Source organism: Pseudomonas sp. PB120 (assembly GCF_009761815.1).
In the GTDB taxonomy this organism is placed as follows: Bacteria; Pseudomonadota; Gammaproteobacteria; order Pseudomonadales; family Pseudomonadaceae; genus Aquipseudomonas.
Window position 1 is genome coordinate 24,646 of sequence record NZ_RWIN01000137.1, and the last position, 21,450, is coordinate 46,095.

Consider the following 21,450-nt stretch of genomic DNA (forward strand, 5'->3'; position numbering starts at 1 on the left):
GAGTTTCTACCTCAGCTTCAGGGTGGCAAGGCCGACCAATACGAGAATCACGGTGATGATCCAGAAACGGACGATCACGCGCGGCTCGGGCCAGCCCTTGAGTTCAAAGTGGTGGTGGATCGGTGCCATGCGGAACACACGGCGACCGGTCAGCTTAAAGGACGCAACCTGAATGACGACTGACAGGGTTTCCATCACGAACACGCCGCCCATGATGAACAGGACGATTTCCTGACGGACGATCACCGCGATGGTGCCCAGGGCTGCGCCGAGCGCCAGCGCGCCGACGTCACCCATGAAGACTTGTGCCGGATAGGTGTTGAACCAGAGGAACCCCAGACCGGCACCGATCAATGCGCCGCAGAATACGATCAACTCGCCCGCGCCCGGTACGTAAGGGATCAGCAGGTATTCAGCGAATTTCACGTTACCCGACAGGTAGCAGAAAATACCCAGGCCACCGCCCACCATCACGGTCGGCATGATTGCCAGGCCGTCGAGGCCGTCGGTCAGGTTGACCGCGTTGCTGGAGCCGACGATCACGAAATAGGTCAGGACAATGAAGCCTGCGCCCAGCGGAATGCTGTAGTCCTTGAGCATCGGCAGGATCAGCGTGGTTTCCACCGGTGTCGCTGCGGTCATGTACAGGAAAATCGCCGCGCCCAGGCCAAATACCGACTGCCAGAAATACTTCCAGCGGCTCGGAAGGCCGCGGGAGTTCTTCTCGATGACCTTGCGGTAGTCGTCGACCCAGCCGATGGCGCCGAACAGCAGCGTCACCAGCAATACGACCCAGACGTACCGATTGGTCAGGTCAGCCCACAACAATGTGCTGACACCGATGGACGACAGGATCAGCGCGCCACCCATGGTCGGCGTGCCGGACTTGGACAGGTGCGATTGCGGACCGTCGTTGCGAACGGACTGGCCGATCTGACGATTCTGCAGAGTACGGATCATCCACGGGCCATAGCACAGCGACAAAACCAGCGCGGTCAGCACACCCAGAATCCCGCGCAGGGTCAGGTACTGGAAGACCGCGAAGCCTTTGTAGAACTGTTGCAGATACTCCGCTAGCAGCAGCAGCATTAATGTTTCTCCAGACTGGACCCGCACAAAGCGGCAACGACGTTTTCCATCGCAGCGCTGCGCGAGCCCTTGATCAAAATGGTGGTGTTTGTGTCTTGCTCGGCGCCCAGGGCCTTGATCAGCTCCGCCTGAGTGGCAAAGTGAAAAGCCTGCTGGCCGAATGCGTTCACGGCGTGCGTCATCATCGGGCCGACGGCATACAGCGCGGAAACCTTGCCCCGGGCGTATTCGCCCACGTCGCGGTGCCCCTGCTCCGCCCAATCGCCCAACTCGCCGATATCCCCGAGCACCAGGACGGTGCGGCCGGAAAAGCCGGCAAGTATATCAACGGCGGCGCACATTGAGGTGGGGTTCGCGTTGTAGGTGTCGTCGATAACGCGCATGCCGTTGGTGGCCAGTTGCGCAACGGTACGACCCTTGACCGGCTGCACCGCACCGAGGCCGGTAGCGATGCCGAACAGCGACACGCCCAAGGCATGCGCGGCAGCGGCGGCGGCCATGGCGTTGGCCACGTTGTGGGTGCCGAGCAGGTTCAGTTGAACGCGCTCCACACCTTCTGGGCTGTGCAGGTTGAATGCCGGGCATCCACGGGCATCGCGATCCAGGTCGCTGGCGTAGAAATCGGCGCTGACATTGCTCAGGGCAAACGACAGCACTTTGCGGCCGGCAGCGCGGGTTTTCCAGATGTCGAACGCCTTGTCGTCAAGATTGAGCACGGCGACGCCATCGGCCGCCAGACCTTCAATGATCTCGCCCTTGGCTTCAACGATTTTTTCAGGCCCGCCGAACTCGCCAACGTGGGCGGTCCCTGCGTTATTGAGGATGGCCACGTGCGGCTTGGTCATGCCGACGGTGTAGGCAATTTCACCAAGACGCGAAGCGCCAAGTTCGATCACGGCGGCGGTATGTTCCGGCGCCAGTTCGAGCAGGGTCAGGGGCACGCCGAGTTCGTTGTTCAGGTTGCCACGGGTTGCCAGCACCGGACCGCGAGTACGCAGGATGCTCGCGAGCATTTCCTTGACCGTGGTCTTGCCACTGGAACCGGTGATGGCGGCCACTGGCTTGGTGAAAGCGGCACGGTTGAGTGCGCCCAATTGGCCCAGCGCCTGGCGTGTGTCCTTGACCAGCAATTGCGGCAGCGCACTGTTCGCGACTTCACGCTCGACCAGCGCCGCCACGGCACCCTTGTTGGCCACGTCGTTCAGGTAGTCATGGCCGTCGAAGCGCGGGCCGGTCAGCGCGATAAAGAGCTGGCCCGGCTTGATCGCACGGCTGTCGATGCTGACACCGTCAAAAGTGGCATCGGCCACGATCAACCGCCCATTCAAGGCGTCGGCGATTTCGCTCAGTTTCAAGGTTTTAAGCATGAGCCACCTCCCACGCGGTCAAGGCGTGATCGGCCTCGACGAGATCGGAGAAATCGTGACGTTCGCCGTTGATTTCCTGATAGTCCTCATGACCTTTGCCGGCCAGGACAATCACGTCATCCACCGAAGCACTGGCGATCAACTGGGCAATGGCTTTGCCACGACCCGCGACAAAGCTGACTTTATCCACCGCCGTGAAACCGGCACGGATGTCGTCGAAAATCAACGCAGGGTCTTCGGTGCGCGGGTTGTCATCGGTTACCAGAACGCCGTCGGCCAGGCGTTCGACCACTTCGGCCATCAGCGGACGCTTGCCGCGATCGCGATCACCGCCGCAACCAAACAGGCACAGCAAACGACCTTTGGCGTGCGGGCGCAGGGCCGTCAGTACTTTTTCCAGTGCGTCCGGGGTGTGGGCGTAATCGACCACCACCAATGGCTGGGTACCGCCACCCAGGCGCTGCATGCGACCGGCCGGGCCTTCGAGTTTCGGCAGCACCTTGAGAATTTCGTCCAGCGCGTAATCCAGCCCAAGCAGTGCGCCGACGGCGGCCAACACGTTGCTCAGGTTGAATCGGCCGAGCAAGGTGCTGCGCAAATGGTGCTCGCCCTGGGGCGTGACCAGCGTGGCGCGCACGCCTTCATCGTCGAATTGCGCTTCACGGCAATACAGGTAGGCGTTGCTATCGAGCAGGCTGTAGGTGATCAACCGCGACTCGCGTTTTTCGGCGGCCAGTTGCCGGCCGAACTCGTCGTCGAGGTTCACCACCCGGCATTTCAAATCATTCCAGGCAAACAGCTTGGCCTTGGCTTCGCCATAGGCCTGCATGGTGCCGTGGTAATCCAGGTGATCGCGAGACAGGTTGGTCATCACCGCAACATCGAACGCCAGCGCGGTGACGCGCCCCTGATCCAGGCCATGGGAAGAGACTTCCATGGCCACGGCTTTGGCGCCGGCCTTTTTCAGGTCGGCGAGGGTCGCTTGCACGGCGATCGGGTTCGGCGTGGTGTGCAGACCGCTTTCCAGCGCGCCGTAGAAACCGGTGCCCAGGGTGCCAACGATGCCGCAATGCTGGCCGAGCAAATCCAGTGCTTGCGCAACCAGTTGCGTCACGCTGGTTTTGCCATTGGTGCCCGTCACGCCTACCAGGTTCAGGTGGCGGCTCGGGTCGCCATAGAACCGTCCGGCAATGTCCGACAGCTGCGCTGCCAGGCCTTTGACGGGAATCAGCGGCACATCGGTGATAGGCAGCACGTTGGCGCCTTCGACTTCATAAGCTACGGCAGCGGCACCGCGCTGCAACGCGTCGGTGATGTGCGCACGACCGTCGAACTTGGCACCCGGCACGGCGAGAAACAGATCGCCTGCGCGCACGCTACGACTGTCGAGGCTGAGCTCGCGGATCAGCAGATCGCGGCCGGCGTGGGCAAAAATCTTGTTCAGACTCAGAGACATCAGCCGCGCCCTCCATTGGCTTTCAGCGGAACGACCGGTGCAGCGTTGGCCTGTTGAGTAGGTGGCAGGTTGTCCGGCGTGATGTTCATCAGGCGCAGCGTCCCGGACATCACTTTGCTGAACACCGGTGCCGATACCAGACCACCGAAGTAACCGGCCTTGGTCGGTTCATCGATCACCACCACGATTGCGTAACGCGGATCGCTCATCGGGCCAAAGCCGGCGAACAGCGAGCGGTACGAGTTTTCGGCGTAGCCTTTAGAGCCCACCGAAGTCTTGCGTGCGGTACCCGACTTGCCGGCCACGTGGTACGCCGGTACCTGCGCACGGAATACACCGCGCGGGGCCTCGATCACCTGGGTCAGCATGCCTTGCATGGTTTTGGCGACGGCTTCCGGCAGCACTTGCGTGGTTTGCGGCGCCTTGTCGGTCTTGATCAGGGTCAGCGGCGCGAGGCGACCGTTGTTGGCCAGGGCCGAGAAGGCATGGACCAACTGGATCGCGGTCACGGAAATACCGTAGCCATAGGACAGCGTGGCGGTTTCAGCCTTGCGCCATTCGCGGTAGTTCGGCAGGTTGCCGACGCGCTCACCCGGGAAGCCCAGGCCGGTGTCCTGACCCAGGCCGACTTTTTGCGCCAGACGGAAAATGGTTTCACCGCCGATATCGAACGCGACCTTACTCATGCCGACGTTACTGGAGTTGATCAGAATGCCGGTCAGGTCGAGCACCGGACCTTCAGTCTTGGACACGTCCTTGATGGTGTATTTACCGATCTGCAGGCTGCCCGGATACACCTCGACGGTGTCGCTCGGCTTCCAGCGCCCGGTTTCGATAGCGGCGCTCATGGAAATCGCCTTCATCGTCGAACCCGGTTCGAACACGTCGATCATCGCGCGGTTACGCATCATCGCCGGTTGCAGGTTGCGGCGGTTGTTCGGGTTGTAGGTCGGCTGGTTGACCATGGCCAGGATCTCGCCGGTCTTCACGTCCATGATCACCAGGCTGCCGGCCTTGGCGCCGTTCTCGATGATCGCGTTGCGCAGCTCGCGGTTGGCCAGGTATTGCAGGCGCAGGTCAATGGACAACGCCAAGGGCTTACCGGCCTTGGCGTTTTTGGTCACCTGAACATCCTTGATAAGTCGACCACGCCGGTCCTTGATGACCTGTCGCTTGCCGGCGACACCGGCCAGCCATTCGTCATAGGCCAGCTCGACACCTTCGCGACCGTGGTCATCGATATCGGTGAAACCGACCATATGGGCGGTGACTTCACCGGCCGGGTAGAAACGACGGAACTCTTCGATCCCGTAGACGCCCGGGACTTTCAGGTCGAGCACGGACTGGCCCTGCTCAGGGGTCAGCCCGCGCACCAGATAAATGAATTCTTTGTTGGCTTGTGCCTCGAGGCGCTCGGCCAGGGCTTTAGGGTCTTGGCCCAGCGCGGCCGCCAGGGCTGGCCACTTCTCTTTGGCCAGTTGCATTTCCTTGGCGTTGGCCCACAGGGTGGTGACCGGGGTACTCACGGCCAAAGGCTCGCCGTTACGGTCGGTAATCAGACCACGGTGAGCCGGAATCGGAATATGACGAACGCTTCGCGCATCGCCCTGCCCCTTGAGGAAGGCACGGTCGACGACTTGCAGGTCGATGATACGCCAGCAGATAGCAATCACCATGACGCCGAGCAAACCCAGCACCACGCGGAACCGCCATGGAAAGAGTGCACCTTCGAGTTTCATCATGGCGCCACCATCTGCACTTCAGCTGCGCCAGGAATGCGCATCTTCAGTTGCTCGGTGGCCAGCACTTCGATCCGGCTGTGGGCGGTCCAGGTGCTCTGCTCGAGAATCAGGCGACCCCATTCAGCCTGCGCCTTGTCGCGCACGCTTAGCTCGTTGTACAGCGAGTTCAACAGCTGACGGTTCCAGTGGGCGCTGTACGACACGCCGATCGCCGAAACGAGCACGCCAATAAACAGCAGCAGCATGAAAAAGCTTCCGCCGGGAAGTGGCTTGGCGAAGAGCTTGCTCACCGCAGCTTCTCCGCGACGCGCATGACGGCGCTACGGGAACGTGGGTTGGCTTTGAGTTCGGCCTCGGAGGCGGACTGCGCTTTGCCATGGATTTTGATGATCGGTTCGAAGGCGACGTGGCGCACCGGCAGATTGCGCGGCAAGTTGTCGGCTTCGCCTTTTACCAGCTTGCGCATGAACAGTTTGACGATGCGGTCTTCCAGCGAGTGGAAGCTGATCACGACCAGGCGGCCGCCCACTTCCAGGCATTCCAGTGCGGCTTCGAGGCCGGCTTCCAGGTCGCCCAGTTCGTTGTTGACGTGAATACGCAGGCCCTGGAACGCACGGGTTGCAGGGTTCTTGCCTTTCTCCCACGCCGGGTTGGCCACTTTCAGGACTTCTGCCAGGTCGGCCGTACGCTCGAACGGCTTGATGTCGCGGCGCTCGGCCACGGCACGGGCCATGCGACCGGAAAAACGTTCTTCGCCGTATTCCTTGAACACGCGGGCGATTTCTTCCACCGGCGCAGTGTTGACGAATTCGGCGGCGCTGATCCCGCGGGACGGGTCCATGCGCATGTCCAGCGGGCCATCGTTGAGAAAACTGAAGCCACGCTCAGGGTCGTCGAGCTGCGGCGAAGACACGCCCAGGTCGAGCAGCACACCGCTGACCTTGCCGTCCAGGCCACGATCCGCGACTTCCGAACCGAGCTCGGCAAAGCTGCGCTGCACAACGACAAAGCGGCCGTCTTCGGCCGCTAGCGCTTGCCCGGTGGCAATCGCTTGTGGATCTTTGTCGAATCCAAGCAACCGGCCATCAGGCCCGAGCTGGCTGAGAATCAACCGGCTGTGTCCGCCGCGCCCGAACGTGCCGTCCAGATAGCAGCCATCAGGACGTACGGCGAGAGCCTCGACGGCTTCGTCAAGCAGTACGGTGATGTGGTTAAAGCCGCTATCAATAGTCACAGGATCAAATCACGCAGTTCATCAGGCATGGCGCCCGGTTGTTGAATAGCAGCCAGGTCAGCGGCAGCAACCGCATCCCAGGCATCCTCGTCCCATAATTGGAACTTGTTCAGTTGGCCTACCAACATCGCGCGCTTATCCAACTTGGCATATTCACGAAGACGCGGCGGAACCAGAAAACGACCACTGCCATCGAGCTCGAGGTCGACGGCATTACCAATCAGCAAACGTTGCAGGCGGCGGTTCTCTTCGCGAAGCGAAGGCAGTGCGCGCAGTTTGGTTTCAATAATTTCCCACTCATCAAGCGGGTAAACACACAAACACGGATCAACGGCATCAATTGTGATGATCAGCTGTCCGGAACTACGCGAAACGAGCTCGTCACGGTACCGGCTCGGCATAGCGAGACGGCCCTTTGCGTCGAGACTGATAGCGTTGGCTCCGCGAAACACGACAGCGTTTCTCCAAATTTTAGCGTTTTGCGTTTAAAAAACCCACTTTATGCCACTTTCCGCCACTTGTGCACACTATAGGAATGCGGCCACCGCAGCGTCAAGGCGCGGATTAAAGGAAAACCCTTACAGAACTGAGATTTAGGAGCGTATCGAGAGGGGTAACGAGAATCTGGGAGATGAAACTGTGTAATAACTTGAGTCAACACAGAAGGCTGCGCTCAGAAGTTAAAGTAGTTTGTTAAGAGTAAGATTTTTTCGGTATTACGAAAGTGCTTCTGCTGATGATTCTGGAAGGAGGGAAATTGCCATTACGAGCGCCCTGCTCAATGATTCAAACAGGGAGGGGAAAAAGGTGGAGAGTCGATCTGTAAGCCGGGTTCTGTCTTGAACAGTCATTCGTCTACGATGGCCATCACTGGACATCTTTAGCAACCTACCCGGTCCCAGCGCGGGCCACGCCTTGGGACCCTATTTGGTCTTGCTCCAAGTGGGGTTTACCTAGCCACGAACTGTTGCCAGACGTGCGGTGCGCTCTTACCGCACCTTTTCACCCTTACCGGCGCCGAAGCGCTTAGGCGGTTATTTTCTGTGGCACTTTCCGTAGGCTCACGCCTCCCAGGCATTACCTGGCACTTCGCCCTATGGAGCCCGGACTTTCCTCCCCCCCCTAATTTTCATAGAGGGCAGCGACTGTCCGATCGACTCTCCGCCGCGAAGGTTAACGGCAGAGCGGCCGAAGAACAAGCGCTAAACGCCGCAGGGCACGCCTGCACGTCGGGATTTACTCGCCTTTTTGTTTATCCAGCGCGACCTGATAGAGAACATTCTTACGTTCGCCGGTAATTTGTGCCGCCAACGCGGCGGCACGCTTGAGCGGCATTTCCTCGAGCAGCAGATTCAAAATACGCATCGCCTCGCTGCTGACGGCATCCTCGGACTCGGGAGCCGACCAGCCCGCCACCAGCACGACGCACTCGCCCCGCTGCTGATTGCTGTCCGACTCGACGAATTCGCGCAACTCGGCCAGCGGCAGGCCTTTAAGGGTCTCGAACGTCTTGGTCAGCTCCCGCGCCAGCAATGCCGGACGCTCCGGACCGAAGACCAGCTCCATGTCCTGCAGGCACTCGAGGATGCGGTGCGGAGCTTCATAGAAGATCAACGTGCGCGGTTCTTCCTTGACTAGCTCCAGACGAGCGCGCCGCCCCACGGCCTTGGCCGGCAGAAAGCCTTCGAAAATAAAACGATCCGACGGCAACCCCGCCGCCGACAACGCAGCAATCAAGGCACAGGCGCCCGGCACCGGCACCACATTGATGCCCGCTGCACGCGCCTGACGCACCAGGTGATAACCCGGATCGGAAATCAACGGCGTCCCGGCGTCCGAGATCAACGCCACATCGTCACCCGCCAGCAGACGGGTGATAAAGCGGCTACCTTCATCCCTTTCGTTATGCTCATGGCACGCGGCCAGCGGCGTGGGAATACCGAAATGTTGCATCAGCCGCTGGGAATGACGGGTGTCCTCGGCAGCGATCAGGGCGACGTCGCGCAGGATTTTCAACGCTCGCGCGCTGATGTCGTCCAGGTTGCCAATGGGCGTCGCCACCACATAAAGCGAGCCAGCGGCGGAATTCAAAGCACCTGGAGCAGTCAAAGCGCACACCTCATGATCGGTAAAACCGCCATTGTAGCGCGTAGCGACGCTCACGATACGAGCAAGCCGCTCGTGGTTTTTCGGTCTTTTGTGGCGTGCAGCAACATTTGCACGAGCTAAATTGATCGATTCACGCCAGTAACATCGCGCCCCGGCCAGTGCTTGGGTACAATTCCACGCTAATTTGATCGAGTATCAGGAACACTACATGATCGCTTGCCTGCGGCTGTTCACTGCCCTCTGCCTCGCTGCCTTGCTGGCGGCTTGCGCCAGCTCGCCCTCCTCCAGCCTTGGCGAACTTCCACGGACCCCGGATGCCAGTATCGAGCAACTGCTCGAACAGGCGGCTCAAAGCAAAGACCCGGAAAAAGCCTCGCTGTTGCGCCTGAGCGCGGCGGACCTGGCGTATCGCCAGGGCAATGCCGGCCAATCAGCACAAATCCTGCAACAGGTACCGGTGGAACAACTCAAGCCTGGCCCACAGGTTTTCGCCCAGACGCTGGCCGCCGAACTGGCCATGGCCCGCAACCAGCCGAAAGCCGCGCTGACTGCCTTGAGCCATCCGAGCCTGCAACGCCTGGGCGAACTGCCCGTTGAGCAGCAGGTGCGCACCGGCACCGTTCACGCCCGCGCACTGGAGGCCGATGGCCAGACCCTGGCCGCTGCACGTGAGCGCATCTTTATCGCGCCGATGCTGAGCGGTGAAGCCGCCAGCAAAAACCACGAAGCGATCTGGGCCCTGATCGCCTCGCTGCCCACCGATCAATTGCAACCCTCCACCACCGATGACCTCGGCGGCTGGATGGGTCTGGCGCTGGCGGTGAAGTCCGCTGGCACCGTGGAACAGCAGCAAGCAGCGATCGACAACTGGCGCAAACAAAACCCCAAACACCCGGCGGCCATTCAGTTGCCACTGGCACTGACCAAGCTCAAGGAACTGGCCGGCCAGTCCCTGAGCAAGATCGCCCTGCTACTGCCGCAAGACGGCCCGCTGGCATCGGTCGGCAAAGCGCTGCGTGAAGGCTTCATGGCCGCGCATTACCAGGCACAACAAGCCGGGCAGAAGCCACCAGCCATCGAGTTTTATGACAGCTCGCGCCTGACATCCATGGACGAGTTCTACCGCAAGGCCCAGGCTGACGGCGTGCAACTGGTTGTAGGCCCGCTGGAAAAACCGCTGGTCAAACAGCTCAGCACTCGTCCGCAATTGCCGATCACTACCCTGGCGCTGAACTACAGCGAAGGCGAACAAGGTCCGCCACAGCTGTTCCAGTTTGGTCTTGCCGCTGAAGACGAAGCCCGCGAAGTGTCCCGTCGCGCTCGCGCCGATGGCCTGCATCGCGCCGCCATCATGGTGCCGAAAGGCGAATGGGGTGATCGCGTACTCAGAGCCTTCAGCCAGGACTGGCAAGCCAATGGCGGCAGCATCGTCGCCACCGAACGCGTTGACCAGCCGGTGCAACTCGCCCAGCAGATCGCCGATATGTTCCAGCTGCGTCAGAGCGAAGGTCGCGCCAAGAGCCTGCAAAGCACTGTGGGTTCGCAGGTAGCTGCCCAGCCATCGCGCCGCCAGGACATCGAATTCATCTTCCTGGCCGCAACCCCGCAACAGGCCCAGCAGATCAAGCCGACCCTGAACTTCCAATACGCAGGTGACGTGCCGGTTTACGCCACGTCCCACGTGTTCAGCGCCAGTGGCGACGTGAACCAGTACAACGACATGAACGGCATTCGCTTCTGCGAAACCCCATGGTTGCTGGACGCCAATGATCCGCTGCGCAAACAAGTCACGGCACAATGGCCGCAAGCCGCTGGCAGCCTGGGTCGGTTGTATGCAATGGGTGTCGATGCCTATCGCCTGGCACCACGCCTGGGTCAACTCAAGGCACTTCCGGACAGCCGCATCGAAGGTCAGTCGGGCAGCCTGGGCATGACGCAGAACCAGCGCGTCGTACGCCAGTTGCCATGGGCGCAGTTCGTCAGCGGTCAGGTTCAACGCCTGCCAGACACCCCGCGCTGATGCCCGACAGGTCTCGCCAACAAAGCGGCAAGGATGCCGAGCGCCATGCGCTCGAGCATCTTCAACAACAGGGTCTGCGCCTGCTGGCGCAGAACTGGTTGTGTAAACGCGGCGAGCTTGATCTGGTCATGCTTGATGGCGATACAGTAGTATTCGTTGAAGTTCGCTATAGAAAAAACACTCAATGGGGTGGCGCGCTCGATAGCATCGATGGGCGCAAACGGCAGAAACTGATAGTTGCCGCGCAGTATTTTCTTCAGCGCGAGTCGCGTTGGGCCAATTCCCCTTGCCGTTTCGACGTGGTTGCCATCGACAGCAGCCTCGATCAGTTGAACTGGTTGCAGAATGCCTTCGACAGCTGATCGCGCACGTCCTGAACCGGACACCTTTACCCAACACTTTTGCTCTTTGCTTTGCGGGCTGCACATTCATGTGCCAAGTAGCCGCGCTAATTAAGGTCACACAGATGGACATGCAATCCCGAATTCGCCAGCTTTTTCAGGCCAGTATCGACACCAAGCAACAGGCGATGGAAGTACTTGCACCGCACATCGAGCAAGCCAGCCAGGTCATGGTCAACGCCCTGCTCAACGAAGGCAAAATGCTCTCTTGCGGCAACGGCGGCTCCGCCGGCGATGCCCAGCATTTCTCGTCCGAGCTGCTCAACCGCTTCGAACGTGAACGCCCGAGCCTGCCAGCCATCGCGCTGACCACAGACAGCTCGACGATCACCTCGATCGCCAATGACTACAGCTACAACGAAATATTTTCCAAACAGATCCGCGCCCTTGGCCAGCCGGGTGACGTATTGCTGGCAATTTCCACCAGCGGCAACTCGGCAAACATAATTCAAGCGATCCAGGCCGCACATGATCGCGAAATGATTGTCGTAGCATTGACGGGACGTGATGGCGGAGGCATGGCATCGCTGCTTTTGCCTGAAGATGTCGAGATTCGCGTACCGGCCAATGTCACCGCACGTATTCAAGAAGTCCACCTGCTGGCGATCCATTGCCTTTGCGACTTGATCGACAGCCAACTGTTCGGGAGTGAAGAATGACCCCTAATCGCCTAGGCCTACTGGCCTTGACACTGTGCCTCGGCATCAGCGGCTGTACCTCGGTAGTTAACGCCAGCCGTGAAGCACCGATCGATGACGACCGCGGCACCCGCACCTTGGGCAGCAAGATCGACGACTCCCTGATCGACACCAAAGTGGGCGTGAACATCGCCAAGGCCGATCCGGCGCTGGATAACGACTCGCACATTGTTGTCACCAGCTTCAACGGTGTCGTGCTGCTCGCCGGACAAACCCCGCGCGCGGACCTCAAGGCCAAGGCTGAACAGGCCGCCGCCGCTGTCCAGCGTGTGAAGACGGTTCACAACGAACTGCAGGTCCTGCCACCTTCCGGCTTCCTGGCTCGCCAGAACGACACCTGGCTGACCTCCAAGATCAAGACCCAGATGCTCACCGATCCGAGCATCCCGGGCTCGCGCATCAAGGTAGTCACCGAGAACGGCATCGTCTATCTGCTGGGCTTGCTGACCAAGCAGGAAGCGGCTCAGGCGACCAATCTGGTGCAAGGCGTTTCGGGCGTGCAAAAGATCGTGAAGTTGTTCGAATACATCGACTGATAACCCTGCAGGAGCGAGCTTGCTCGCGAAGAACGTTCGGTGAACGCATTTATTCAGACGGCACGCATCAACGTTCACGTCCATCGCGAGCAGGCTCGCTCCTACAGAGGCAATAAAAAAGGCGATCCATTTGGATCGCCTTTTTTGTTACTTCACCACTTTCAGACTTGGTCGACCGCTAGGACGCGGCGGCTCGGAGTCTGGCGGCGGAAGATCATCTTCCGGCTCAATCTCTTCCTCGTCTTCCATAGGCGATTCCAGATCGAACACCATGCCCTGGCCGTTCTCCCGGGCGTAAATACCCAGGATCGATGCGATAGGCACGTACAGGGTGTGCGGCACGCCACCAAAGCGACCTTCGAAGCTGACGGCGTCGTTGTCCATGTGCAAATGACGCACGGCGGCCGGTGATACATTCAGGACAATCTGTCCGTCACTGGCAAAACCCTGAGGCACCTGCACCGACGGATACTCGGAATTGACCAGCATGTGCGGGGTGCAATCGTTATCCACAATCCACTCGTAGAGCGCGCGGACCAGATAAGGTCGACTGGAGTTCATAGCGGCTCCTTAAGCCTTAGCGCATATCGCGTTCGACACCAGACAGACTCGCCTGGAAAGCCTCACGCGCAAACGAGCGCTCCATATAATCAAGCAGCGGCTTGGCAGGCCGCGGCAGTTCAATACCCAGAATCGGCAATCGCCAGAGTATTGGCAATAGGCAGCAATCCACCAGACTTTGTTCCTCGCTGAGGAAAAACGGCTTGTCGGCGAACAACGGCGACACACCTGTCAGGCTCTCACGCAGCTCTTTACGAGCTACGACACGGGCAGCTTCCTTGGTCCGCGAATCCAGGATCAGATCCACCAGACCACACCAGTCACGCTGAATACGGTGAATCAGCAGACGGCTGTTTGCACGCGCCACAGGATAAACCGGCAGCAATGGCGGGTGCGGGTAACGCTCATCCAGATATTCCATCACCACGGTCGACTCCCACAACGCCAGGTCACGATCGACCAGGGTGGGCAAGCTGCCGTAAGGGTTCACTTCGATCAGTTTAGGCGGCTGGCGGCCAGCTTCCACGTAAATGATCTCTGCGCTGACACCCTTCTCTGCCAGTACGATACGCACTCGGTGGGAATAGTGGTCGGCGGGGTCGGAGTAACAGGCCAACCGATTGGTCACGCCCATGGCGGTCCTCCTCGCTTGTAGAAATTATCGGAAGCGGAAAAACGCGCGCGCCCAGAGGACGCCTCCCGTAACGCCTGGAGAACCAGACTCGTTACACCTTCAGAGACGCCCCTGGGCGCGCGCGATCAACAGCAATGGTTACAGCTTAATCAATGGACGTCTTTCCAGTATTCACGCTTGAGCAAGTAAGCGAATACGAAGAAGAACGCCAGGTACAGCAACACATAGGTACCGATGCGCTGATGCTGCAGCTTCACCGGGTTGGCCGAATAGGCCAGGAAGGTTACCAGATTCTTGACCTTCTCATCGAACTGCTCTTGGTTCAGCGTGCCGGTTTTCGGCAGCACGGTCAGCTGATCGCACGCTTCATGGGTCAGAGGCGTACCGGTCAGCGGATCGTATTGCTTCTTGCCGTCTTCGACGATTTGAACTTGTTTGCAGCCTACCACCTGACGACCTTGCAGGCCGACCAGCACGTTAGGCATCCCGACGTTCGGGAAGACCTTATTGTTCACACCCCAAGGGCGCGACGGGTCTTCGTAGAACGAATGCAGGTAACCGTAAAGCCAGTCAGTACCCCGCACGCGAGCGACCAGGGTCAGGTCGGGCGGTGCCGCACCGAACCAGGTCTTGGCGTCCGCTGGCTGCATGCCGATGCTCATGTGGTCACCGATCTTGGCGCCGGTGAACACCAGCTTCTCGAGCATCAGTTCGTGCGGGATGCCTAGGTCATCGGCAACACGCTCGTAACGCTGGAACTTGGCACTGTGGCAGCCCATGCAATAGTTGGCGAAGGTGCGCGCGCCATCCTGCATCGCAGCCTTGTCGGAAACGTCGATATCGACCTTTTCCAGCTCAGGACCACCGTGTTCAGCCGCGAAGGACAGGACAGGCAAGGCAGCAAGCATCAATACAGCAAATAGTTTTTTCATCAGCCAGTCACCCTTTCCGGAACCGGTTTGGTCTTCTCGAGCCTGGTGTAGAACGGCATCAGAATGAAGTAGGCGAAGTACAGGAAAGTGCAGACCTGCGACAGCAACGTACGCTCAGGGGTCGGCGCCATAACGCCCAGCCAGCCCAGAATCACGAACGAAATACAGAACACCCAGAGCCAGATCCTGCTCAGCCAGCCCTTGTAGCGCATGGATTTGACCGGGCTACGGTCAAGCCAGGGCAGCACAAACAGCAAGGCAATCGAAGCACCCATGGCGACTACGCCCAGGAGCTTGTCCGGAACCGCCCGCAAAATCGCGTAGAACGGGGTGAAGTACCAGACCGGAGCAATGTGTTCTGGTGTCTTGAAGGCGTTCGCCACTTCAAAGTTCGGCTTCTCGAGGAAGTAACCGCCCATTTCCGGGAAGAAGAACACGATCGAGCAGAAGATGAACAGGAACACCACCACGCCGACGATATCTTTCACGGTGTAGTACGGGTGGAAGGCGATGCCGTCCAGCGGTACGCCGTTTTCGTCTTTGTGTTTCTTGATGTCCACGCCGTCCGGGTTGTTCGAACCGACTTCGTGCAGCGCCAGGACGTGCAACACCACCAGACCGAGGATCACGATCGGCAAGGCCACGACGTGCAGGGCGAAGAAGCGGTTCAGGGTAATACCGGAAATCAGGTAGTCACCACGGATCCACTGGGTCAGGTCGTTGCCGATGACCGGGATCGCACCGAACAGCGAGATGATCACCTGGGCCCCCCAGTAAGACATCTGGCCCCACGGCAGCAGGTAGCCCATGAAGGCCTCAGCCATCAGCGCCAGGTAAATCAGCATGCCGAAAACCCACACCAGCTCACGGGGTTTCTGGTACGAACCGTAGAGCAGACCACGGAACATGTGCAGATAAACCACGATGAAGAACGCCGAAGCGCCGGTGGAGTGCAGCAGTCGCAGGATCGAGCCGTACTCGACGTCGCGCATGATGTATTCGACGGAAGCAAACGCCTCTTCTGCCGAAGGGGTGTAGCTCATGGTCAGCCAGACACCCGTTACGATCTGGTTGACCAGAACGAGCAGGGCCAGGGAGCCAAAGAAATAGAAGAAGTTGAAGTTCTTCGGGGCGTAGTACTTGCTGAGATGGTCTTCCCACATTTTGGTGGCGGGAAAGCGCGCATCAACCCAATCCATGAACTTGCTCATCACGCTTTCTCCGTATCGACGCCAATGACAATGATGTCATCGGTCTCATAGGAATGCGGGGGAACTGGCAGGTTCAAGGGCGCAGGTTGCGACTTGTAGACGCGGCCAGCCAAATCGTAGTGGGAACCGTGGCAAGGGCAGAAATAACCACCGACCCAGTCTTTGCCCAAGTCCGCGGGTGCCACTTCAGGACGGAAGGTTGGCGAGCAACCCAGGTGCGTGCAGATGCCGATCAGCAGCAGAACTTCTGGCTTGATCGAACGCGTTTCCGGGTCGACATAGGTCGGTTGTGTCGAGTTCTTGGAGGTAGGGTCAGACAGCTGGCCCTCGATCTTCTTCAGATTCCCCAGGATTTCCGTAGTACGGCGGACAATAAACACCGGCTGGCCGCGCCACTCAGCAATCATCTGCTGGCCTGGCTCGATCTTGCTGACATTCACTTTCACCGGTGCACCTGCGGCTTTCGCCTTGGCACTGGGAAACCATGACCCCACGAACGGGACCGCAGCCCCCACCGCTCCTGCAGCACCCACCACGGATGTGGCTGCTACCAAGAAGCGACGCCGGCCTGCATTCACGCCGTCATTGCTCATTCAGTCCTCTCCCATCAGCTTTGTGGCCTGTTAAATCAGGCATCTACTAAGTAAATCTATGTACTTATAAAAATTTTGCCGAATGGTAATGAAAAGCCCCAATTCTGACAAGGTAATTACCGAAGGGCCCCACTCCCAAGCCTTGTAGTATAGGGGCTCTACGGATGTGGCAAGTTGTCACAGCGCAATTCTTTAATAAATCGCACGCACAAAAAAACGCCCAGCTCCGTGAGGAAACTGGGCGTTCTTTTTTGAACGTGAAAGCGAATTAACGCTTCGAGTACTGCGGACGCTTACGCGCTTTACGCAGACCGACTTTCTTACGTTCAACTTCACGAGCATCGCGAGTTACGAAGCCAGCTTTGCGCAGAGCGCCACGCAGGGTTTCGTCGTAGTCCATCAGAGCGCGAGTGATGCCGTGGCGGATTGCGCCAGCTTGACCACTTACACCACCGCCGATCACGGTGACGTAGATGTCGAATTTCTCGACAGTCTCAGTCAATTCCAGCGGCTGACGAACTACCATGCGGGCAGTTTCGCGGCCGAAGAAATTATCCAGCGAACGGTTGTTGATGGAGATGTTACCAGTACCCGGACGCAGGAAAACGCGTGCGGTTGCGGTCTTGCGACGGCCAGTGCCGTAATTTTGAGTCGCCGACATAATGAACTATTCCGTTAAAACTTCAGTTCTTGGGGCTGCTGAGCAGTATGAGGGTGTACAGCGCCCGCATAGACTTTCAGCTTACGATACATGTCGCGACCCAGCGGGTTCTTAGGCAGCATGCCTTTGACCGCGGTCTCGATCACGCGCTCAGGGGCTTTAGCGATCAGCTTTTCGAAGTTGATCGACTTGATGCCGCCCGGGAAACCGGAGTGGGAGTAGTAGATTTTGTCGGTGGTTTTAGCACCGGTTACACGAATCTGCTCGGCATTGATAACGACGATGTAATCGCCGGTGTCAACGTGAGGAGTGTACTCAGCTTTATGCTTGCCACGCAGACGGCTCGCGATTTCGGTGGCCAGACGACCCAGGGTCTGACCTGCAGCGTCGACGACAAACCAGTCGCGCTGTACTGTTTCCGGTTTAGCAGTAAAAGTTTTCATTCTTTATAGCCTCAGGGGCCGCCCTGTAAATTAGACGGCGGATCTTACTGAATAGTGCGTACTTTGACAAGTCAAAGGCAGCCGGATACAGACGCTTTCGGGGGCTCGGGTCGGCGCGTCCGTTCAACGGCAAGATTCTTCGGCGGCGGCGCATCACTTCCACTGCAGAAAGAGGTGCGCAATTATGCAGATTGCGAAAAATATTTCAACCTGCTTTTATGATTGTTTTGCCCAAGGAGCACCTGATGGACTATCGACAGCTAGGCCGAACCAATCTGAACGTGAGCGCCATCTGCCTCGGAACCATGACCTGGGGCGAGCAAAACAGCGAGGCTGAAGCCTTCGCGCAGATTGAACGGGCCAAAAGCGCCGGGATCAATTTCATCGACACCGCCGAGATGTACCCGGTGCCGCCCAAGGCCGAAACCTACGCCACCACCGAACGTTACATCGGCAATTACTTCAAAAGTCACGGTGATCGCGCCGACTGGATCCTGGCCAGCAAGATCGCCGGCCCCGGCAACACCATCGATTACATCCGTGACAAAAACCTGCGCCACAACCGCCAGCACATCACCGAAGCGGTGGATGCCAGCCTCAAGCGCCTGCAAACCGACTACATCGACCTTTACCAGCTGCACTGGCCAGAACGCAGTACCAACTTTTTCGGACAGCTGGGCTACAAGCACAAGACCGAAGCCAACCTGACACCGCTCGAGGACACCCTCGAAGCACTGGACGAACAGGTCAAGGCCGGCAAGATTCGCCACATCGGCCTGTCCAATGAAACCCCGTGGGGCACCATGCGTTTCCTCGCCCTGGCCGAAGCCCGTGGCTGGCCGCGCGCCGTCTCGATCCAGAACCCCTACAACCTGCTCAACCGCAGTTTCGAAGTCGGCCTGGCGGAAATCGCCATCCGCGAACAGTGCGGTCTGCTCGCCTATTCGCCGCTGGCGTTTGGTTTTCTCTCGGGCAAGTACGAAGGTGGCGCTCGCCCGCCAAAAGGCCGCCTGAGCCTCTACAGCCGTTTCAGTCGCTATTTCAACCCACAGTCAGAAGCAGCGTGCAGCCGTTATGTGGCTTTGGCCCGTGAACACGGCCTCGACCCGGCGCAAATGGCGCTGGCGTTCGTGACGCAACAGCCGTTCGTGACCAGCAACATCATCGGCGCGACCACCATGGAGCAACTGGAGAGCAACATTGCCAGCTTCGAGTTGAAGCTGTCGGATGAAGTGCTGGAAGGGATTGAGGCGATTCACAAGGATCATCCGAACCCGGCGCCTTGATTGATTCATAGACCCAATCGCGAGCAGGCTCAATCCCACATTTGGAATGCATTCCCCCTGTGGGAGTGAGTCTGCTCGCGATGGCGCCCGCGCAGTCACCGCAAGATCAAAGCGACCGCGCAATAATCTCCTTCATGATCTCATTGGTCCCGGCATAGATCCGCTGCACCCGCGCATCAGCCCATGCCCGCGCTATCGGGTATTCCCACATGAACCCGTAACCGCCATGCAACTGCACGCATTCGTCGAGCACCTTGCATTGCAGATCCGTGCCCCAGTATTTGGCCATCGCCGCTGTCGGTACGTCCAGTTTGCCCTGCAGATGCAACTCCAGACAGCGATCGACAAAGACCCGACCAATCTGGATCTCGGTCGCCATCTCTGCCAGTTTGAACCGGGTGTTCTGGAAATCAGCGATGGCCTTGCCGAACGCCTTGCGCTCGCGGGTGTATTCCAGCGTCCATTGCAGCCCGGCCTCAGCCGAAGCGAGCCCGCCGATGGCAACAGTAAGGCGTTCCTGCGGCAACTCCTGCATCAGGTAAGCGAACCCCATCCCCGCCTGGCCGAGCAGGTTTTCCTTGGGCACTCGCACGTCCTGGAAGAACAGCTCTGAGGTGTCCTGAGCCTTCATCCCGACCTTTTCCAGGCGCTTGCCTTTGGCGAACCCCGGAGTATTGGCTTCCACCAGAAACAGACTGGTGCCCTTGGCACCCGCCTTCGGATCGGTCTTGGCCACCACAATCACCAGGTCAGCCAGGAAGCCGTTGGTGATGAAGGTTTTCGAGCCGTTGATCACGTACTCGTCGCCATCCAGTACTGCGGTGGTTTTCACCCCTTGCAGGTCGGAACCGGCGCCCGGCTCGGTCATGGCAATCGCGGTGACCATCTCGCCAGAGATCAGTTTTGGCAGGTATTTGTGTTTCAGCTCTTCACTGCCGTAATGCAAGATGTAGGGCGCGACAATGTCGGAGTGAAGAGAGAAACCGATACCGGTCAGGCCGAGACGACCGACCTCTTCGATCACCACCGCGCTATAGAGAAAATCCGCCCCCAGCCCGCCGTACTGTTCCGGCAGATGCGAGCACAGCATCCCGGCCTCCCCCGCCTTGTTCCACAACTGACGGTCGATATAGCCCTGTTTTTCCCATTGCTCATGAAAGGGCACGGCCTCTTTTTCGAGGAACGTTCGCACGCTGTCGCGAAAAAGTTCGTGCTCGGGACTGAACAAGGTTCTGGGGATCATGCGGCACCTGTTGTTATTGTTGGAGGGAAACGGCCTCCAGAGACTAAGCCTCGCATCCGATACAGGACACTGGACACATCAGACAAAAAATAAGACGATCCAGCCGTCCGGTGACCACTTTCCCCTATAAGAATAAAGTTGAATTATGTCTAACCAAGTCTCCACGCCCTTGCGGCGCGTCAGCATCCTGGCTATCGACCGGGTTTTCGCTACCACTCTCATGCAAGCCAAGGATTTCTTTCACCTGGCCAGCCTGCGCTACGGCAAACAACTGGGCCACGGCCTGACTCCAGTGTTCGAAACCCGACTGGTCAGCCCCGATGGCCAACCGGTAAACAGCTTCAGCGACGTGATCATGCCGGTCGACGGCGGCCTGGAAAACGCCGACATCATTATCCTTCCCGCTTTCTGGGACGACTTCGAAACACTCTGCAAACGCTACCCCCAAGTCCTGCCATGGCTGCGCCAGCAACATGCACGCGGCGCGGTGCTGTGCGGCGAGGCCACCGGGGTGTTCTGGCTCGCGGAAGCCGGGTTGCTCGATGGCAAGGAAGCGACCACCTACTGGCGCTTCTTCAACGCCTTTGCCGAGCGTTATCCCAAAGTACAACTCAATCAGGACAAACACCTGACCGACGCCGATAACTTGTATTGCGCCGGCGGTACAACCTCGTCGTGCGATCTCTACATTTACCTGATCGAGCGTTTCTGCGGCGCCAATGTCTCCCAGGCCGTCGCGCGAGACATTCTGTATGAAGTGCAGCGCAGTTATTCGCCGGGCAGAATCGGTTTCGGCGGGCAGAAGCTACACCAGGACGTGATCATCCTGCAGATCCAGCATTGGCTCGAAGAACACTTCGCCGACAAATTCCGCTTTGAAGACGTCGCCCGCGAACACGGCATGAGCATCCGCAACTTCATGCGCCGCTTCCAGACCGCCACCGGCGACAAACCCCTGCATTACCTGCAACGCCTGCGCATCGAAACGGCCAAGGGCCTGCTCTCCGGCAGCCGCAAAAGCATCAAGACCATCAGCTATGAAGTCGGCTATGACGACGCGAGCTTCTTCGCCCGACTGTTCCGCCAGCACACGGAGTTGTCGCCGAACCAGTATCGGCAGCAGTTTCAGCAAGCCGCCTGATACAACACAATTCCAATGTAGGAGTGAGCCTGCTCGCGATAGCGGTGTGTCATTCAATAGAGATGTTGAATGACACACCGCTATCGCGAGCAG

22 protein-coding genes and 1 other RNA gene are annotated in these 21,450 nt (G+C 58.9%); 6 read left to right on the forward strand and 17 right to left on the reverse strand.

Translation table 11 applies throughout. The annotated features are described in order from the left end of the window. Window positions 1-6: 6 nt before the first annotated feature. The 9 genes from mraY to rsmI all read right to left on the reverse strand — a co-directional run bounded on the left by mraY (window position 7) and on the right by rsmI (window position 8,997). The gene (gene mraY / locus EJA72_RS24880; RefSeq protein WP_008005012.1) at window positions 7-1,089 is read right to left on the reverse strand and encodes a phospho-N-acetylmuramoyl-pentapeptide-transferase; all 1,083 of its coding nucleotides are present in this window, start codon (window positions 1,087-1,089) and stop codon (window positions 7-9) included. Then, window positions 1,089-2,456, reverse strand: a complete 1,368-nt coding sequence (gene murF, locus EJA72_RS24885) for a UDP-N-acetylmuramoyl-tripeptide--D-alanyl-D-alanine ligase (protein ID WP_157714542.1) — start codon at window positions 2,454-2,456, stop codon at window positions 1,089-1,091. Before murF ends, mraY begins: the two co-directional genes overlap by 1 nt. Beyond that, window positions 2,449-3,912, reverse strand: coding sequence for a UDP-N-acetylmuramoyl-L-alanyl-D-glutamate--2,6-diaminopimelate ligase (locus EJA72_RS24890; RefSeq protein WP_157714543.1), 1,464 nt, complete (start codon window positions 3,910-3,912; stop codon window positions 2,449-2,451). The genes murF and EJA72_RS24890 overlap by 8 nt, the downstream gene beginning before the upstream one ends. After that, the gene (locus tag EJA72_RS24895; RefSeq protein ID WP_178129572.1) at window positions 3,912-5,651 is read right to left on the reverse strand and encodes a penicillin-binding protein 2; all 1,740 of its coding nucleotides are present in this window, start codon (window positions 5,649-5,651) and stop codon (window positions 3,912-3,914) included. The genes EJA72_RS24890 and EJA72_RS24895 overlap by 1 nt, the downstream gene beginning before the upstream one ends. After that, window positions 5,651-5,944 (reverse strand): cell division protein FtsL, encoded by a 294-nt coding sequence (ftsL, locus tag EJA72_RS24900; protein WP_003205353.1) that lies wholly within the window; start codon window positions 5,942-5,944, stop codon window positions 5,651-5,653. The genes EJA72_RS24895 and ftsL overlap by 1 nt, the downstream gene beginning before the upstream one ends. Continuing rightward, complete coding sequence (gene rsmH, locus EJA72_RS24905) at window positions 5,941-6,888, reverse strand: 16S rRNA (cytosine(1402)-N(4))-methyltransferase RsmH (RefSeq protein WP_372240739.1); 948 nt, start codon at window positions 6,886-6,888, stop codon at window positions 5,941-5,943. The genes ftsL and rsmH overlap by 4 nt, the downstream gene beginning before the upstream one ends. Continuing rightward, complete coding sequence (gene mraZ, locus EJA72_RS24910) at window positions 6,885-7,340, reverse strand: division/cell wall cluster transcriptional repressor MraZ (RefSeq protein WP_178129570.1); 456 nt, start codon at window positions 7,338-7,340, stop codon at window positions 6,885-6,887. Before mraZ ends, rsmH begins: the two co-directional genes overlap by 4 nt. Window positions 7,341-7,695: 355 nt before the next feature. Beyond that, an RNA gene (gene rnpB, locus EJA72_RS24915) (RNase P RNA component class A) lies at window positions 7,696-8,049 on the reverse strand. Between the two features lie 75 nt (window positions 8,050-8,124). Beyond that, a complete protein-coding gene (gene rsmI / locus EJA72_RS24920; protein ID WP_157714545.1) occupies window positions 8,125-8,997 on the reverse strand; it encodes a 16S rRNA (cytidine(1402)-2'-O)-methyltransferase in 873 nt (290 codons plus the stop codon). Between the two features lie 208 nt (window positions 8,998-9,205). Between rsmI and EJA72_RS24925 the strand changes: the two genes are divergently transcribed. The 4 genes from EJA72_RS24925 (at window position 9,206) to EJA72_RS24940 (ending at window position 12,652) form a co-directional block, all read left to right on the forward strand. After that, the gene (locus EJA72_RS24925; RefSeq protein ID WP_157714546.1) at window positions 9,206-11,017 is read left to right on the forward strand and encodes a penicillin-binding protein activator; all 1,812 of its coding nucleotides are present in this window, start codon (window positions 9,206-9,208) and stop codon (window positions 11,015-11,017) included. Then, complete coding sequence (locus EJA72_RS24930; RefSeq protein ID WP_157714558.1) at window positions 11,017-11,379, forward strand: YraN family protein; 363 nt, start codon at window positions 11,017-11,019, stop codon at window positions 11,377-11,379. Before EJA72_RS24925 ends, EJA72_RS24930 begins: the two co-directional genes overlap by 1 nt. A gap of 104 nt (window positions 11,380-11,483) precedes the next feature. Beyond that, entirely contained in the window at window positions 11,484-12,077 is a 594-nt protein-coding gene (locus EJA72_RS24935) for a phosphoheptose isomerase (RefSeq protein WP_007972584.1), read from the forward strand. After that, a complete protein-coding gene (locus EJA72_RS24940) occupies window positions 12,074-12,652 on the forward strand; it encodes a BON domain-containing protein (protein ID WP_157714547.1) in 579 nt (192 codons plus the stop codon). The genes EJA72_RS24935 and EJA72_RS24940 overlap by 4 nt, the downstream gene beginning before the upstream one ends. 147 nt (window positions 12,653-12,799) lie before the next feature. Here EJA72_RS24940 and EJA72_RS24945 read toward each other — a convergent pair whose 3' ends face one another. From EJA72_RS24945 to rplM, 7 genes are all read right to left on the reverse strand, one after another. Continuing rightward, a complete protein-coding gene (locus tag EJA72_RS24945) occupies window positions 12,800-13,213 on the reverse strand; it encodes a ClpXP protease specificity-enhancing factor (protein ID WP_157714548.1) in 414 nt (137 codons plus the stop codon). Between the two features lie 16 nt (window positions 13,214-13,229). After that, entirely contained in the window at window positions 13,230-13,847 is a 618-nt protein-coding gene (locus EJA72_RS24950; protein WP_007905304.1) for a glutathione S-transferase N-terminal domain-containing protein, read from the reverse strand. Between the two features lie 149 nt (window positions 13,848-13,996). Further along, entirely contained in the window at window positions 13,997-14,779 is a 783-nt protein-coding gene (locus EJA72_RS24955) for a cytochrome c1 (protein ID WP_157714549.1), read from the reverse strand. Next, complete coding sequence (locus tag EJA72_RS24960) at window positions 14,779-15,990, reverse strand: cytochrome bc complex cytochrome b subunit (protein ID WP_157714550.1); 1,212 nt, start codon at window positions 15,988-15,990, stop codon at window positions 14,779-14,781. The genes EJA72_RS24955 and EJA72_RS24960 overlap by 1 nt, the downstream gene beginning before the upstream one ends. Further along, window positions 15,990-16,583 (reverse strand): ubiquinol-cytochrome c reductase iron-sulfur subunit, encoded by a 594-nt coding sequence (gene petA, locus EJA72_RS24965; protein ID WP_027922675.1) that lies wholly within the window; start codon window positions 16,581-16,583, stop codon window positions 15,990-15,992. The genes EJA72_RS24960 and petA overlap by 1 nt, the downstream gene beginning before the upstream one ends. Before the next feature lie 268 nt (window positions 16,584-16,851). Further along, window positions 16,852-17,244 (reverse strand): 30S ribosomal protein S9, encoded by a 393-nt coding sequence (rpsI, locus tag EJA72_RS24970; protein ID WP_003205364.1) that lies wholly within the window; start codon window positions 17,242-17,244, stop codon window positions 16,852-16,854. A gap of 14 nt (window positions 17,245-17,258) precedes the next feature. Then, entirely contained in the window at window positions 17,259-17,687 is a 429-nt protein-coding gene (rplM, locus tag EJA72_RS24975) for a 50S ribosomal protein L13 (RefSeq protein ID WP_007905295.1), read from the reverse strand. A 245-nt stretch (window positions 17,688-17,932) separates the two neighbouring features. Here rplM and EJA72_RS24980 point away from each other — a divergent pair, with 245 nt between their 5' ends. Further along, window positions 17,933-18,973, forward strand: coding sequence for an NADP(H)-dependent aldo-keto reductase (locus tag EJA72_RS24980; protein WP_157714551.1), 1,041 nt, complete (start codon window positions 17,933-17,935; stop codon window positions 18,971-18,973). Between the two features lie 106 nt (window positions 18,974-19,079). On the opposite strand, the gene EJA72_RS24985 is transcribed toward EJA72_RS24980, so the two are convergent. Continuing rightward, the gene (locus tag EJA72_RS24985) at window positions 19,080-20,216 is read right to left on the reverse strand and encodes an acyl-CoA dehydrogenase family protein (protein ID WP_157714552.1); all 1,137 of its coding nucleotides are present in this window, start codon (window positions 20,214-20,216) and stop codon (window positions 19,080-19,082) included. 244 nt (window positions 20,217-20,460) lie between these two features. On the opposite strand from EJA72_RS24985, the gene EJA72_RS24990 reads away from it, so the two are divergent. Further along, on the forward strand, window positions 20,461-21,357 hold the full coding sequence (locus tag EJA72_RS24990) for a GlxA family transcriptional regulator (protein WP_178129574.1): 897 nt from the start codon (window positions 20,461-20,463) through the stop codon (window positions 21,355-21,357). Window positions 21,358-21,450 lie beyond the last annotated feature (93 nt).